The 15,172-nt window shown below is 57.4% G+C and carries 15 protein-coding genes; 10 read left to right on the top strand and 5 right to left on the bottom strand.

The genetic code is table 11. The features are described from left to right. Positions 1 to 247 precede the first annotated feature (247 nt). Both ACN1CO_RS15245 and cspA read left to right on the top strand, forming a co-directional pair. Complete coding sequence (locus tag ACN1CO_RS15245; RefSeq protein WP_419139661.1) at positions 248 to 1,444, top strand: MFS transporter; 1,197 nt, start codon at positions 248 to 250, stop codon at positions 1,442 to 1,444. A gap of 435 nt (positions 1,445 to 1,879) precedes the next feature. After that, positions 1,880 to 2,092, top strand: coding sequence for an RNA chaperone/antiterminator CspA (cspA, locus tag ACN1CO_RS15240; RefSeq protein ID WP_003855207.1), 213 nt, complete (start codon positions 1,880 to 1,882; stop codon positions 2,090 to 2,092). 176 nt (positions 2,093 to 2,268) lie between these two features. On the opposite strand, the gene ACN1CO_RS15235 is transcribed toward cspA, so the two are convergent. Continuing rightward, complete coding sequence (locus ACN1CO_RS15235; RefSeq protein WP_419139660.1) at positions 2,269 to 3,285, bottom strand: lipoate--protein ligase A; 1,017 nt, start codon at positions 3,283 to 3,285, stop codon at positions 2,269 to 2,271. A gap of 229 nt (positions 3,286 to 3,514) precedes the next feature. On the opposite strand from ACN1CO_RS15235, the gene ACN1CO_RS15230 reads away from it, so the two are divergent. The 5 genes from ACN1CO_RS15230 to ACN1CO_RS15210 all read left to right on the top strand — a co-directional run bounded on the left by ACN1CO_RS15230 (position 3,515) and on the right by ACN1CO_RS15210 (position 8,793). After that, on the top strand, positions 3,515 to 4,426 hold the full coding sequence (locus ACN1CO_RS15230; protein ID WP_419139659.1) for a DMT family transporter: 912 nt from the start codon (positions 3,515 to 3,517) through the stop codon (positions 4,424 to 4,426). Between the two features lie 143 nt (positions 4,427 to 4,569). Further along, on the top strand, positions 4,570 to 5,799 hold the full coding sequence (locus tag ACN1CO_RS15225; RefSeq protein ID WP_419139658.1) for an MFS transporter: 1,230 nt from the start codon (positions 4,570 to 4,572) through the stop codon (positions 5,797 to 5,799). 26 nt (positions 5,800 to 5,825) lie between these two features. Continuing rightward, positions 5,826 to 6,887: a sugar phosphate isomerase/epimerase family protein gene (locus ACN1CO_RS15220; RefSeq protein ID WP_419139983.1), complete on the top strand. Its 1,062-nt coding sequence runs from the start codon at positions 5,826 to 5,828 to the stop codon at positions 6,885 to 6,887. A 36-nt stretch (positions 6,888 to 6,923) separates the two neighbouring features. Continuing rightward, positions 6,924 to 7,904 carry a LacI family DNA-binding transcriptional regulator gene (locus ACN1CO_RS15215; protein ID WP_419139657.1) on the top strand — a complete coding sequence of 327 codons (981 nt, stop codon included), beginning with the start codon at positions 6,924 to 6,926 and terminating at the stop codon, positions 7,902 to 7,904. Positions 7,905 to 8,067: 163 nt separating this feature from the next. Then, positions 8,068 to 8,793 (top strand): pirin family protein, encoded by a 726-nt coding sequence (locus ACN1CO_RS15210; protein WP_419139656.1) that lies wholly within the window; start codon positions 8,068 to 8,070, stop codon positions 8,791 to 8,793. A gap of 40 nt (positions 8,794 to 8,833) precedes the next feature. Here the strand turns inward: ACN1CO_RS15210 and ACN1CO_RS15205 are convergent, their stop codons facing one another. Genes ACN1CO_RS15205 through ACN1CO_RS15190 form a run of 4 tightly spaced genes read right to left on the bottom strand, consistent with a single transcriptional unit; the run spans position 8,834 to position 13,620 of the window. Next, the gene (locus tag ACN1CO_RS15205) at positions 8,834 to 9,655 is read right to left on the bottom strand and encodes an alpha/beta fold hydrolase (RefSeq protein WP_419139655.1); all 822 of its coding nucleotides are present in this window, start codon (positions 9,653 to 9,655) and stop codon (positions 8,834 to 8,836) included. Between the two features lie 47 nt (positions 9,656 to 9,702). Then, on the bottom strand, positions 9,703 to 11,331 hold the full coding sequence (locus ACN1CO_RS15200) for an MFS transporter (protein WP_419139654.1): 1,629 nt from the start codon (positions 11,329 to 11,331) through the stop codon (positions 9,703 to 9,705). Next, positions 11,318 to 11,740, bottom strand: coding sequence for a DoxX family protein (locus ACN1CO_RS15195; RefSeq protein WP_419139653.1), 423 nt, complete (start codon positions 11,738 to 11,740; stop codon positions 11,318 to 11,320). The genes ACN1CO_RS15200 and ACN1CO_RS15195 overlap by 14 nt, the downstream gene beginning before the upstream one ends. Positions 11,741 to 11,742: 2 nt before the next feature. Continuing rightward, the gene (locus tag ACN1CO_RS15190; protein ID WP_419139652.1) at positions 11,743 to 13,620 is read right to left on the bottom strand and encodes an amidohydrolase; all 1,878 of its coding nucleotides are present in this window, start codon (positions 13,618 to 13,620) and stop codon (positions 11,743 to 11,745) included. A 281-nt stretch (positions 13,621 to 13,901) separates the two neighbouring features. Here ACN1CO_RS15190 and ACN1CO_RS15185 point away from each other — a divergent pair, with 281 nt between their 5' ends. The 3 genes from ACN1CO_RS15185 (at position 13,902) to ACN1CO_RS15175 (ending at position 15,137) form a co-directional block, all read left to right on the top strand. After that, positions 13,902 to 14,594: a hydrolase gene (locus ACN1CO_RS15185; RefSeq protein ID WP_031374440.1), complete on the top strand. Its 693-nt coding sequence runs from the start codon at positions 13,902 to 13,904 to the stop codon at positions 14,592 to 14,594. Positions 14,595 to 14,655: 61 nt separating this feature from the next. Beyond that, positions 14,656 to 14,880 carry a XapX domain-containing protein gene (locus tag ACN1CO_RS15180; RefSeq protein ID WP_419139651.1) on the top strand — a complete coding sequence of 75 codons (225 nt, stop codon included), beginning with the start codon at positions 14,656 to 14,658 and terminating at the stop codon, positions 14,878 to 14,880. 2 nt (positions 14,881 to 14,882) lie between these two features. Next, entirely contained in the window at positions 14,883 to 15,137 is a 255-nt protein-coding gene (locus ACN1CO_RS15175) for a XapX domain-containing protein (protein WP_419139650.1), read from the top strand. Positions 15,138 to 15,172 lie beyond the last annotated feature (35 nt).

Raw genomic sequence — 15,172 nt, 5'->3', positions numbered from 1 at the left:
GACATTCCTGCCACAGACATGGATAACCTCTCCGGTATGTGAAGTGGCACAATGCGATCGGCTCACACGCTGCACGGGCGAAAGCCCGCGCTAGCGCACCCTTCAGTGTGCGCCAGATCACAAAATGGGTTGCTTAGCGCCTTCTTCCTTTCTATAGTCTGCCCGCTTCATCCGGATGGGAACACATTCTGCTTTCTCCCTCCCGGATCACTTCCGTTTTTTCAGTTCAGGCCATTGGGAATCAATTTTGTTAAGAAAAGATCATAAAACCGACGATGCCGGTTTTGTCCGCTGGGCATTACTGGCCCTTGCACTGGGCGGCTTTGGCATCGGCACCGGTGAGTTCATCATGATGGGCCTGCTGCCGGATGTGTCACGCTCTCTGGCAATCACTGAACCGCAGGCGGGGAACGCTATCGCCAGTTATGCGCTGGGCGTGGTGGTGGGTGCGCCATTTATTGCGGTACTGGCGGCAAGGATGGCGCGTAAATCACTGCTGCTGATCCTGATGGCGCTGTTCAGCATCGGGAATGTCGCCAGCGCGATGGCCGATGGCTATCACGGCCTGCTCGTGGCGCGTTTTCTTACGGGATTACCGCACGGTGCCTATTTTGGTGTGGCTTCGCTGGTGGCGGCATCACTGGTGCCGATTGAACGGCGAGGCCGTGCGCTGGCGTCACTGATGCTGGGACTGACGGTCGCGACGCTGATTGGCGTGCCGCTGGGCTCCTGGATAGGGCAGCTATTCAGCTGGCACGTCGTATTCACCTTTGTCGGCGCAATTGGACTGCTGACCTGCCTGCTGATTGGCCGTTATGTGCCTTATACGCCGGGTGATGTGAATGCGCATCCGCTGCGTGAACTGGGCGCGCTGAAAAACCCGCAGGTGCTGCTGACCCTGCTGGTGGGCGCGGTAGGCTTTGGCGGGATGTTCGCGATCTTCAGCTATATCGCACCGACGCTGATTAACATTGCGGGCATCGCTCCCTCGCTGATCCCGTGGGCCATGGTGGCGTTCGGGCTGGGCATGATCATCGGCAATCTGGTGGGTGGCCGTCTGGCTGATGGTTCGGTGCTGAATATTATTGGCTGGACGCTGTTATGGAATGTGCTGGTGATGCTGGCCTTCCCGGTGCTGGTTCAGCATGTGGCAACCGGACTGCTGGCGACCTTCCTGATTGGCACCTGCTCGGTGCTGCTGCCGTCCCTGCAGATTCGCCTGATGGATGTCGCCAATGATTCGCAGACCCTGGCGGCCGCGATGAACCATTCGGCGCTGAACATCGCTAATGCGATGGGCGCTTATCTGGGTGGCCTCACCGTGTCGCTGGGCTATGGCTGGATCTCCACCGCCTGGGTCGGCGTTGCGCTGGGTGTTGCCGGTCTGATGGTGTTTGTGATGACGGCGCGCCATGCCGCCCGTCAGCAGGCGCAGCTGGCCTGATATAAGACCCGATATAAGAGAAGAGGGCGCAGCGATACCGATTATCGCTGCGCTTAATGCGCACAGCGTCGACGTGTTATTTTTCAGCAGTGATTAAGTACAGGGCTTTTTACTGGCTGACCGTTTAATGAAAATTATCATTCTGCGCGAGCGAAAATTTCAAAAGGCTTGAAAAATCAACAAAGGCGGTCCGGACGTCTGGATGTTAAAAGTAAATTAAAATAATGTTTGCTAAAGTCGGTAAGGTCTGGCTTAATAGCGTCATCGGTTTGGAACACAGACCTTATCAAAGCAGTTTTAGTAAAGCAGTCCTCAGTGCAAGCGATATCACAAGATACCCTTATTCATGAGTCTCCTCCTAAAAGCCTGGTAAGTTACCTTCTGAAAGACAGGCCATCTTCGCCACTTAGTGGCTCATAAATTAAGGAATTATCGATGTCTAATAAAATGACTGGTTTAGTAAAATGGTTTGACGCTGGTAAAGGTTTTGGTTTTATCTCTCCTCAGGACGGCAGCAAAGATGTATTCGTACATTTCTCTGCAATCCAGAGCAACGATTATAAAACTCTGGACGAAGGCCAGCAGGTCGAATTCACTATTGAAAACGGCGCTAAAGGTCCTTCAGCGGCAAACGTAGTCCCTATGTAAGCCATAGTTATCAATGATGCTTATAACCGCGATAAAGGCACCAGCCTGAGCAGATAAGCCTGAAATTGATAATTAATAAAAACCCGCCTTGTGCGGGTTTTTTGCGTTTGTGATTTGCGAAACGCTGGCGCAGTGCGGGTTGCCCGCAACACATGTGTGCGCGGGCCAGTAAAACGTTAGCGCACGCTGGCGATCAGCCACTGCTGTAACTCTGTCAGTTCCACCTGTTGCGCCGGGAAATCCATAACCAGCTGATTCAGCACCGGCTCCAGTGCATCCGGCCGGTAAGTGACCTTCTGCATCCGCTGCGCCAGCGCTTCGAGCGGTGCGGGATTGAGGCTGTCGCTGAAAATCTGACAGCGGGTGATCACGCCGCGCTCCACATCGAAGTGAATCTCCACACCGCCCCAGACAAAACGCTGGTCCAGCAGGTGCGAGAAGTCAGGTGCCTGACCGAAATTCCACTCCCAGCTACTCTGCCGCGCAAACTGCTCTTTAAAACCAGGCAGGTCGGGCAGGGCTTCGGGCGAAATCACCTCAGGCTCACAACGCTCACCGTAATGGTTGAAAAATGCGTCCGTTACCGCGGAACAGATTGCCTGATAACGGATACCCGGCGTTAACTCTGCCAGATTGGTTACCCTGGCGCGCACCGAGGTAATTCCTTTCGCCTGCAATTTTTTCACATCAGGGTTGAGGTAGTCCGCCAGCCGGGAGAGATCGGCATCCATCAGAATAGTGCCGTGATGAAAACCGCGATCGGGTGTTTCACGATACGCGGAACCGGAGATTTTACGCAGTCCCTCAGCGGTGTTGACCACTAAATCGTTACGCCCGGACGCTTCGGCAGGAATACCCAGCGCGTTCAGCGCACGCAGGATAATGGCGGTCGAGATACTTTTATCGTACTCCGGCTTGCCGGCCATAAAGGTAAAACAGCAGTTGCCGAGGTCGTGAAACACCGCGCCACCGCCGCTGCTGCGACGCGCCAGCCGGATGCCATCTTCCGCCATGCGCCGGGTGTTGCACTCTTTCCACGGATTCTGCGCTCGCCCGATCACCACCGTCTCCGCATTACGCCATAAAAACAGCACCCGCTGGGTGGCGGGCATCTGCCGGAAAATGCACTCTTCAACCGCCAGATTAAACCAGGGATCGTTAGATTCAGATAACAGTAAACGCAGCGTGGACATCGATGACTCCCGTTCCTTAAGAGATGCGGCCCATAGAGCAGGGCAGAAGGCTGAGTGTATCAGTCGGGGAGCGGACCCACATGCCTGTTCATGCCGTGATGCGGCGACAAAAAAAGATAAAATGCCGTCTGCTGCCCGATCGCGGCAGATTACCTTATCGCTTTGTGCCAGTATGAAGGCTGAGTGTGCTGATAACCCTGCGTATTTTCCCCCTTGAGAAAAAAACCGTATGAATGCGTCCGCTGGCATAGCGATGAAGATCACAGCTGCGTTGAGTTCCACGCTGATGCTGGCCTGTGTAAAAGGACTGGATGGCGCAATACCGGTCGGCGAAGTGATATTTTTCCGCTCGTTGCTGGCACTGGTCCCGCTGCTCATCTGGCTGCGCTTTCAGGGCAGCGTGCTGGATGGCATCCGCACCCGAAATATTCGCGGGCATTTTGTGCGCGGGCTGGCCGGAACCGGCGGTCTCTATTTCAGCTATCTGTCGCTGCTCTATATTTCCCTGACCGACGCCACCGCGATTAACTATGCCGCGCCGCTGTTTACCGTGCTGCTGGCGGCATTACTGCTGCGTGAAAAAGTCCGGCACCATCGCTGGGTTGCGGTCTTTACCGGTTTCAGCGGCATTCTGGTGATGTTCTCCGGGCATCTCTCGCTGACGCAGTCGGCGTCATTCTCGCTCTCCGCATCGGCGGGCATTCTGCTGGCGCTGATGGCGGCCTTATGTACCGCCTGCGCGCTGGTGCAGATCCGCTTTCTTAACGGCAAAGAGAAGCCGGGTGCTATCGCCTTCTGGTTTGCTGTCACCACGGCATTAACCTCGCTGGTCACTCTGGTGGGCGGGTGGAAAGTGCCGCACGGCAATCAGCTGGCGTTACTGGTGGGATGCGGACTGCTGGGCGGTATCACCCAGATTCTGATGACCCTGAGTCTGCGTTATGCCGAAGCCTCTCTGCTGGCGCCGTTCGACTACACCACGCTCATCTGGTCAGTCGCGGTGGGGTATCTGCTGCTCGGTAATCTGCCGACCTCCACCACGGTAATCGGTGCGGTTCTGGTGGTGATTGGCGGCCTCTATTCGGTGCTCTATGAGCGCTACCGCTTCCGGAAAGCGCGGGTGGTTAACGCCACCAGCTGATCTCAGGACCCGGTTTTGCCTGGTCGCTGCAATAATGATAACGCTGAGTTAATAATTTGTGATCGCGGTAAGAGAACGGCTGACGGTAATCGATTACTTTCGAACCATAATAAAGTAATCGATTACTTATTTGTGAGGTTCCCATGATTGCAACGGTGCAGGAGAGTGCGGGCCAGCGGGTGCAGCATAAGTTGCTGGTGCCGCGCCTGTCCCTGATGATGTTTATGCAGTTCTTCATCTGGGGCAGCTGGTCGGTAACGCTGGGGCTGGTGATGACCCGACACAATATGCCGTTGCTGATTGGCGATGCGTTTTCAGCCGGGCCGATTGCCTCAATTCTCTCGCCGTTTGTGCTCGGCATGCTGGTGGATCGTTTCTTTCCCTCGCAGAAAGTGATGGCGGTGATGAACCTGGCGGGCGCAGCGATTCTCTGGTTCGTGCCCCAGGCGCTGATCGCAGAGAACGGCGCACTGCTGATCGCCCTGTTATTTGGTTATACGCTCTGCTTTATGCCGACGCTGGCGCTCTCAAATAACATCGCCTTTCACAGCCTCACCAGCAGTGAGAAAAGTTTCCCGATCGTCAGAGTCTTCGGCACCATCGGCTGGATCGTGGCGGGGATCTTTATCGGCGTGACCGGCATTGCTGACAGCGTGGCAGTGTTCCAGCTGGCGGCGCTCTGCTCGGTACTGCTGGCGATATACAGCCTGACGCTACCGCATACGCCCGCGCCAGCCAAAGGTTTACCGTTAAAAGTTCGCGATCTCTTCTGCGCTGATGCCTTCGCGCTGTTGCGACAGCGTCATTTCATGGTTTTCGCCCTGTGCGCCACGTTAATCTCCATTCCGCTCGGCACCTATTACGCCTTTACTGCCTCCTGGCTGGCGGATGCCGGTATCCGGGACGTCAGCTCGCTAATGTCGCTGGGTCAGATGTCTGAAATTGCCTTCATGCTGATCATCCCGCTGCTGTTTCGTCGCCTTGGCGTCAAAACCATGCTGCTGATTGGGATGACGGCGTGGTTCGTTCGCTATGCGCTGTTCGCGATGGGTATGAGCGATGAGACGCGCACGCTGATTTATCTCGGCATCCTCCTGCATGGCATCTGTTACGACTTCTTCTTCGTGGTGGGATTTATCTACACCGATCGGATCGCCGGTGAAAAGGTGAAAGGCCAGGCACAGAGCATGGTGGTGATGTTTACCTACGGCATCGGCATGCTGCTGGGATCGCAAATTTCCGGCGCGCTCTACAACCATCTGGTCGCTGGTCACGCCAGCGCGCAGAGCTGGGCAATCTTCTGGTGGTTCCCTGCGGTTGCCGCTGCACTGATTGCGATTATCTTCTTCTTCTCGTTCAAATACCGTGATTAGGCGGTATCGGAACACCGGAGTTAATGATGAAAACAGTTAAAGGTCCAGGCATCTTCCTGTCACAGTTCATCACTACGCAGCCGCCGTTTAACTCGCTGGCGGGTCTGGCTGAGTGGGCCGCGGGGCTGGGATACCGGGCGCTACAGATTCCGTGTCACCAGCCCGCTATTTTCGACCTTGAAAAGGCGGCAGTGAGCCAGACCTACTGCGACGAGGTGCGGGGCGTACTGGCCGGTTTCGGACTGGAGATTAGCGAGCTTTCCACCCATCTTGAAGGGCAACTGGTTGCGGTGAACCCGGCCTATGACCTCGCGTTTGATAACTTTGCCCCAGCGGCGTTGCGCGGCGATCCTGCCCGACGCACCGACTGGGCTATTGCCACGCTGAAGCAGGCGGCGGCAGCCTCTGAGAAGCTGGGCCTGCGGGCACACGCTACCTTTTCCGGCTCGCTCGCCTGGCCCTGGTTTTACCCCTGGCCGCCGCATCATGAAGCGCTGTTTGAGGCGGCGTTTGCCGAGCTGGCGCGGCGCTGGCTGCCGGTGCTGGAGGTGTTTGACCATCACGGCGTTGACCTCTGTTATGAGATACATCCCGGCGAAGACCTGCATGACGGTGTCACGTTTGAGCGTTTTCTGGCGGAGGTGAATCACCATCCGCGCTGCAATATTCTGTTCGATCCCAGTCATCTCCTGCTGCAACACATCGACTATCTGCAATTCATCGTCCTCTATCATTCGCGAATTAAAGCCTTTCACGTTAAGGATGCGGAGTATCAGCTCAACGGGCGCAGCGGCGTCTATGGCGGCTATCAGCCGTGGCTGGCACGTGCCGGACGGTTTCGCTCGCCGGGCGATGGTCAGATCGACTTCAGCCGCATTTTCAGCAAGCTGGCGCAGTATGACTATGAAGGCTGGGCGGTGCTGGAATGGGAATGCTGCCTGAAGGATGGCGAGACCGGGGCGCGTGAAGGCGCAGAGTTTATTCGGCGGCACATTATTCCGGTGTCTGATCGCGCCTTTGATGACTTTGCTCTGGCAGAGAATGGCCCATCGGTGCGTCTTCAGCTGGGTCTGGATCGCGACGCCTGACGCTGGCGTGGCACAGGTTAAAAACAGAGGGATCTTATGTCAGTTCAGAAAATCGCGCGGATGGCGGGCGTCTCAGTCGCCACGGTTTCCCGGGTGCTGAATAACAGCGATAGCGTAAAACCGGCTAACCGGCAGAAAGTCCTCGCCGCAATAGAAGAGAGCCACTATCAGCCCAACCTGCTGGCGCGCCAGTTGCGCACGGCACGCAGCTCAATGATTCTGGTGCTGGTTTCTGATATCTCCAACCCGTTCTGCGCCGAAGTGGTTAAAGGCATTGAGGAGCAGGCGGAGAAAAACGGCTATCGCATCCTGTTGTGTAACTCGGGCGCGGATATCGCCCGTTCACGATCCAGCCTGCAACTGCTCTCCGGCAAGATGGTGGATGGCATCATCACCATGGATGCCTTCAGCAAGCTGCCGGAATTGAGTCAGCTGATAGGCGCGGCACCCTGGGTTCAGTGTGCCGAACATGATGATAACGGTCAGATTTCCTGTGTCGGCATTGATGATGAAGCCGCTGCGCAGTGCGTGGTGCGCTATCTGGCCGGGCAGGGACGACAGCGCATCGCGCTGATCAATCATGACCTCAGCTACCGTTATGCCCGTCTGCGCCAGCAGGGCTACATCGCTCAGCTCAGTGAACAGCAACTGAGCTGGCAGGCCATCGCGTATGCCAGTGATCTGAGTTTCAGCGCCGGTAAAGCGGCGATGGATCGGTTGCTGGTCGCTGAGAGACGGCCTGACGCGGTGTTTGCGGTGTCCGATACGCTGGCCGCCGGGGCGATGGCGGCGATTCAGCAGGCGGGCCTGCGGATCCCTCAGGACATCGCCGTGGTGGGCTTTGACGGCAGCGAACTGGCGAGCATGGTCTCTCCGCCGCTGACCACGCTGGCTCAGCCCTCAAAGGAGATTGGCCGTCGGGCCTGTGAACTGGTGCTGCAAAAAATTGCCCGGCCCGACGCGCCGCCGCAATGCGTGATCATGCAGGGTGAGCTGGTGGTGAGAGCCAGCAGCTGAATACGTCACCCGTCATCCTTTCCTCCGAATAACTACGCCCATATTGTCCACTAAAACGCGACAGTGATTGCCATTTTACGCCATTGTGTGGCTGTCAGGTTTACTTATATGCTGTTTCCATCGAAGGGCATTCGCACTTCCCGAATCAACGAAGGGGCAGAATATGATTGAGCAAAGATTGTCAGAACAACGCGGTGTGGGCGATCACGGCTGGCTGAATTCACGTCACACCTTCTCTTTTGCAAACTACTGGGATCCGAAACAGGCGGGCTTCTCCGACCTGCTGGTGATCAACGATGATCGGGTCGCCAAAGGACGTGGTTTTGGTGCCCATCCGCACAGCAACATGGAGATTATCTCTTATGTACTGGAAGGCGCGCTGGAGCATAAAGACTCGATGGGCACCGGCTCGGTGATTGTCCCCGGCGATGTGCAGCTGATGAGTGCGGGTAGTGGCGTGACCCACAGCGAGTTCAACCACTCGGGCACCGAGGGTGTGCATTTCCTGCAAATCTGGGTGGTACCGGCAGAGAAAAATACTCCGCCGGGCTACCAGCAGATCTCCGTCAGCGAAGCGGATAAACGCGGTAATCTGCGGCTGATTATTTCGCCGGAAGGTGAAAACGGGGCATTACGGGTGCGTCAGGATATTCGCATCTATGCGGGTCTGTTCCAGGGCGATGAGCAGTATACCATCACTCTCCCGGACGATCGCTACGCCTATATTCATGTGGCGCGCGGCAGTGTCAGAGTCAATGGCCTGCAGTTTAATGCCGGAGATGGCGCGCGGGTTCGCAATGAGAAAACGTTGTCGTTCAGTCATGGTGACGGAGCGGAGGTGCTGTTATTCGATCTGCGTCCGCATGAAGTGAATCATCCAACCCGTTAAAGCGAAAACTGCGCGGCTTCCACCGCGCAGTTTTTTTGCATTACTGCGCGTTAAGGAACGTCAGCAGATCCTGATTCAGTTGATCCTGATGCGTTACCGCGAAACCATGCGGCGCATTGTCATAGACCTTGAGTTCCGCACCTTCAATCATCTCCGCCGCCACTTTGCCGGTGGTTTCAAACGGCACGATCTGGTCGTTGCTGCCATGAATCACCAGAGTCGGCACATTCACTTTCGCTACGTCGGCACGGAAATCGGTCTCTGCGAAGGCGGTGACACAATCCACGGTGCTCTTGAGCGAGGCCAGCAGCGCGATGTTCAGCGTCTGCGTCATCACGCCATCGGAGACGGTCTGTCCAGCATTAGTGCCATAGAATGGCGTTGCGAACTCTTTAATAAACTGCGCGCGATCCTTGAGCAGGCCATCCCGAATGCCTTCGAACACCGACATATCGACACCCTGTGGGTAGTCTGCCGTCTTACCAAAGATAGGCGTAACGGCACCCAGCAGCACCAGCGCCCCAACGCGATCGCTGCCATAGCTGCCGATGTAGCGCGTGACGTCGCCGCCACCCATGGAGAAGCCCACCAGCGTCACGTTCTGCAGGTCGAGATGGGTGATCAGGTCGCTGATGTCAGAAGCAAAGGTATCGTAGTTGTTCCCGGTCCAGGGCTGATCAGAGCGGCCAAAACCACGACGGTCAAATGCAATAACCCGATAGCCGTTGTCGGCCAGGAAGTTCATCTGGCTGTCCCACATGTCGGCATCCAGCGGCCAGCCGTGGCTGAACAAAACAGGCTTACCGGTGCCCCAGTCTTTGAAGTAGATCTGTGTACCGTCGGTCGTTTTAAAGGTGCTCATGGTATTGCCCTCTGTATGACGTGATGAATGAAAAGAAGGTGTGCCAGTCAAACTGGCGCCACCAGATAGCGAACTTCGGGATGATTTTCACCCTGATGAAAAGCGAAAACCCGCCGCTCTATCTTTTTGTCGTTGATGGTGTAGCGCTCTTTCTGACGCAGATGTTCGACCCAGGAGCCAACCACAAACGTCTCAACGAAAATGCCGGGCTGCAGGATATCCTCATACAGTGACCAGTTAATGGCGCCACCACGACGTCTGACACGCCGCATATCCTGCATGCAGACAGTAAAGGCATGTGCATCATCAATATTAATCCGGTATTCGTAATTCACCATCACCGGGCCGCGTTCGTGACGGATATCCAGTGCCGGCGCATTAACGCCATCGCCGATCATATCGAGATTCAGATCGGGATCCTGATCAAGCCGCCAGCGCCAGACGGTGCTGCTGGCCAGCACCATGCCCAGCGCGGCGATGCACAGTGAGAGCGGAATGCCGAAGTGCGAGGCGAGCTGTCCCCAGAGGGCGCTGCCTGCGGTCATCGATCCAAAGAACACCGTCAGATAGACCGCCAGCGCACGGGCTTTCACCCACTTTGCGGCGCTGCGCTGTGCGCCAAGATTCAGCGTCGACAGCACCGCGATCCAGGCAAAGCCGGTGAAGAACTCAAACGCATTCAGCACCCAGAAGTGCCGCACAAAGGCCAGCGCCAGCATGGTCAGGGCGAAGAGGAGACTGGCGATCACCATCAGGCGATCGGAGCTAAGGCGACGACGCAGACGCGGCAGCAGCACCGCACCGGTAATCGCGCCGACGCCGATGCAGGCCAGCATGATGCCGTAGCCGCCTGGGCCAAGGCCTAGCTCACGGCGTGCCACCAGCGGCAGCAATGCCCAGCCCGCGCTGCCAAACAGGAAGAATGAGAAGGTCCGCACCAGCACGTTACGCAATACCGGTGCTGCGTGAACGTAGCGCAGACCGGCCCGCACCGCCGGGAAGAAATGCTCGGGCGGGAGTCGCTGCACGCTCGGCTCGGCTTTCCAGCGCCAAAGCACCCAGGTGACGCCCAGCACCGACAAGGCATTGAGCAGGAAGACCATCCAGGGGCCGGTAAACGACAGGATCAGTCCGCCCAGCGCCGGTCCGATGGCGCGACTGATATTAATGCCGAGCGAGTTAAGGGCAATGGCTGGACCAAGTTCCTGTTTAGTCACCAGATCCGGCACGATCGCCTGGAAGGGTGGCGAACTCATTGCCGCACCCGCGCTGAGCAAAAAGGCCGCGCAAAGCAGCACTTCGGGTGTCACATGCCCGGTCCAGGCGAGCACGGTCAGCCCGGCGGCGGCAGTAAAGGTCCACAGTTGGGAAAAGAGCAGATATTTACGGCGGTCGACGATATCGGCCATCACGCCGGAGGGCAGCGCGAACAGAAACATCGGCAGGCTGCTGGCTGCCTGCACCAGCGCCACGGCCAGTGGATCGGCACTCAACGTCAGCATGGTCCAGTTCACGCCGACATCATTCATCCATGAACCGATGTTGGAGACCACGGTGGCAATCCACAGCATGCGGAACACCGGCTGGCGCAGCGGCTGTAGCGGCGAAACCTCAGTAGCGGGCCTCGCCTCGGGCAGCTCCTGCTCCAGCTGGTGGATATCATTAACCTGTGCCATAACGTCTCCCCTGAGGTTTTGCCGCGCCGATGCGCCAGCCGCCAGGCCCGGTCAGCGCCAGCGTGGTAAAGATAATCAGCAGCAGCCAGCCGAACTGACCCTCCGCCAGTGACCAGCCAGGATGCACGACCAGCATCGCAACCAGCAGCACCGCAATGATCGGCAGGCAGGCAATCCGGCTTCCCCAGCCGAGAATAATAAAGATCGGGCAGATGACTTCCGCCAGGATGGCTGGCAACAGGCTCATCATCGGTCCCATCCCGAAGGGGTCTTCGATGCGCGTCAGTTCTTCGCTGAAATGCAGAATTTTCGGCAGCCCATGCACCTGTAATAGCAGCAGGCTGCCGGTCAGGCGCAGGAAGAACAGCCCCGCGTTGATGCGGGGCGAAAGAGCGATAGCGTTATTCATGATTAAAACGCGAAGCAGCTGCAGCCGAGCGCGCCCCAGAAGGCGTTATCTTCGGCGACCGGCACGCTGGAGCCACGGGCGATCTCATGCGAGTGGCGATGAACACCGCACGGGCCGCTGCAGTGGTGCACGGCGGGCATCATGCCTGCACGGCTCTGCGCAACCGGCGGGGCGCTGCGATAGTGACCCGGCACATTTACCACCGGCGACCACTCAGGCAGGACCGGAATAGCGGGCGGTGCATCCGCGCTGAACGAACCAGCGGCATAGACGATGTTGCCATCCACCACGGTCAGCACCGACTCGATGCCTTTAATTTCCTCTTCCGTGACGCTGAAAAAGTCTTTGCTCAGCACCGCCAGATCCGCCAGCTGGCCTACCTTAATCTGACCTTTTTTACCCTGTTCGCTGGAGAACCAGGCGCTGCCCTGGGTCCAGAGCATCAGCGCCGTTTCGCGATCGAGGCGGGCACTGACATCATACATCTGCATGCCGCCCACGGTGCGGCCGGAAACCAGCCAGTAGAGCGCGGTCCAGGGGTTGTAGCTGGCGACGCGGGTCGCATCGGTGCCGAGTCCCACCGGAACGCCGGTCTCCAGCATTTTCTGAACCGGCGGGGTGTGGCGGGTGGCTTCGATGCCGTAGCGCTCAGCAAAGTATTCACCCTGGAACGCCATGCGATGCTGCACGGCAATACCACCGCCCAGCGCTTTAATTCGATCGATATTGCGCTGAGTGATGGTTTCCGCATGGTCGAAGAACCAGTGCAGGCCATTGAACGGAATATCACGATTCACTTTTTCGAACACATCCAGCATCCGGCTAATCGACTCGTCATAGGTCGCATGCAGACGGAAAGGCCAGCGATGCTCAACCAGATGACGCACCACGCGTTCCAGCTCATCTTCCATGCCAGGCGCTAAGTCCGGACGCGGCTCCAGGAAATCTTCGAAGTCAGCCGCCGAGAAGACGAGCATTTCGCCTGCACCGTTGTGACGGAAATAGTCGCTGCCCTGGCCTGGCGTCAGCATATCCGTCCACTTCTCAAAGTCTTCCAGTTCATGACCCGGACGCTGAGTGAAGAGGTTGTAGGCGATGCGCAGCGTCATCTGCTTTTTCTGATGCAGCTCAGCAATCACTTCGTAATCTTCGGGATAGTTCTGGAAGCCACCGCCCGCATCGATGGCGCTGGTCAGGCCCAGACGGTTCAGCTCGCGCATAAACTGGCGGGTCGAGTTGACCTGCTGTTCCAGCGGCAGTTTCGGTCCTTTCGCCAGGGTCGCGTAGAGGATCATCGCATTGGGACGGGCGATCAGCAGGCCGGTGGGATTGCCGTTGCTGTCGCGCTGGATTTCACCGCCCGGCGGGTTCGGCGTCTCTTTGGTGTAGCCAACCACTTTCAGAGCGGCGCGGTTGAGCAGGGCGCGGTCATACAGGTGCAGCACGAAGACTGGCGTGTCGGGTGCCGCTTCGTTGATCTCGTCCAGTGTCGGCATCCGGCGCTCGGCAAACTGGAACTCGGTCCAGCCACCGACGACGCGGACCCACTGCGGTGATGGCGTGCGCAGCGCCTGCTCTTTTAGCATTCGTAGCGCATCGGCAACCGATGGCACGCCTTCCCAGCGCAGTTCAAGGTTGTAGTTCAGACCCCCGCGAATCAGATGCAGATGTGAATCGTTCAGCCCCGGCACGGCGGTGTGGCCCTTAAGATCGACCACTTTGGTGCCGTCGCAGTGAAACTCCATCGCCTCTGCCAGCGTGCCTACCGCAACGAACTTACCCTCGCGAATCGCAACCGCTTCTGCCACCGGATTGCTGCGGTCAACGGTATGAAATTTGCCATGGGTCAGAATCAGTTCTGCTTTACCGAGCGTAACCATAGATGCTCCTCAATGGGGTTGTCCGGCTTAACGCGGGACAGGAAGTGCCGCAGATAACAGGGCACGAATAAGCCGGATTATGGTGAGCAGGCTAATGGGTCGTCTAGTTATACAGAGGGATACCTATACCTTCGTATAGTTATACGCAGAGATAATAGTTTGCCGTTGCACGTCGCCCTACACTGCGACCAGACAGCCAGCAGCAGGGACCTGCACTGACCGTCTTTTTGCTCCGCGCCGGTTGGCGGAAATTCCGTTACATAACCTCTATGGGTGAACGTATGTCCAACGCTAAACTTGAAGTCCTCACGCCACATAACAGCCAGATTATTTTCATCGACCAGCAGCCGCAGATGGCCTTTGGTGTGCAATCCATTGACCGCCAGGTGCTGAAAAACAACACCGTTGCGCTGGCGAAGGCGGCGAAGGTCTTCAATATCCCGACCATCATCACCACAGTCGAAACCGAAAGCTTCTCAGGTCACACCTATCCGGAGCTGCTGGATGTGTTCCCGGGGCAGGACATTCTGGAGCGCAGTTCAATGAACTCCTGGGATGACCAGAAAGTACGTGATGCGCTGGCGGCGAACGGGAAGAAAAAAGTGGTGGTGTCTGGCCTCTGGACTGAAGTGTGCAACAACAGCTTTGCGCTCTGCGCGATGCTGGAAGGCGGCTACGAAATCTATATGGTGGCGGATGCATCAGGCGGCACGACCAAAGAAGCACACGACTACGCGATGCAGCGCATGATTCAGGCGGGTGTGGTGCCGGTCACCTGGCAGCAGGTCATGCTGGAATGGCAGCGTGACTGGGCCAACCGTGACACCTACGATGCCGTGATGAACATCGCCAAAGAGCATTCAGGTGCTTACGGCATTGGTGTCGATTACGCCTACACCATGGTGCATAAAGCGCCATCACGTCAGAAAAGTGAACACCGTACCCTGGCGCCGGTTCACGCACCGGTACGCTAAGCGGCGTCCTGCTGATCGGCAGCGGTTGCCGGTCAGCAGAGTGGCATAACAGGAGCTGGTCATGAATCCTCTACTTGTTTCGCTGGCTGCCGGGATGTTGATTGGCCTGCTTTATGGCCTGCTTAAGGTGCGCTCCCCGGCTCCGCCCGCGATTGCGCTGGTGGGCCTGCTGGGCATGCTGCTGGGTGGGGCGCTGGTGCAGGCAGTATTACCCGCTGAAAAGCTCGCGGCCGCCCTGCATCAGTCCGATGTTCCGCCCGTTCCATCCTCATCACGGATAAGCTGAACATGTTGAAATCGTACATTATTTCTCTCGCGGTGGGGCTGCTCGCCGGGGTAATCTATGCCCTGATCAACGTCCACTCTCCGGCACCGCCGATTATTGCGCTGGTGGGGCTGTTTGGCATGCTGGTGGGCGAACAGTTAATTCCGCTGGCTAAACGTCTGTTCCGGCGACAGCCGGTGACGCTGAAGTGGTTCCGCCATGAGTGTGTGCCAAAAATCAGCGGGACACCGCCACCCGATGGCGATAACCCCCCTTAAGTCCTCGCGTGCCGCACGGTGAGGCGTTTCAGAGG

The organism is Pantoea sp. R13S299 (assembly GCF_048515925.1).
Lineage (GTDB): Bacteria > Pseudomonadota > Gammaproteobacteria > Enterobacterales > Enterobacteriaceae > Pantoea.
The sequence above is the reverse complement of the archived record's forward strand: the minus strand, read 5'-3'. Positions and strand labels throughout refer to the sequence as shown.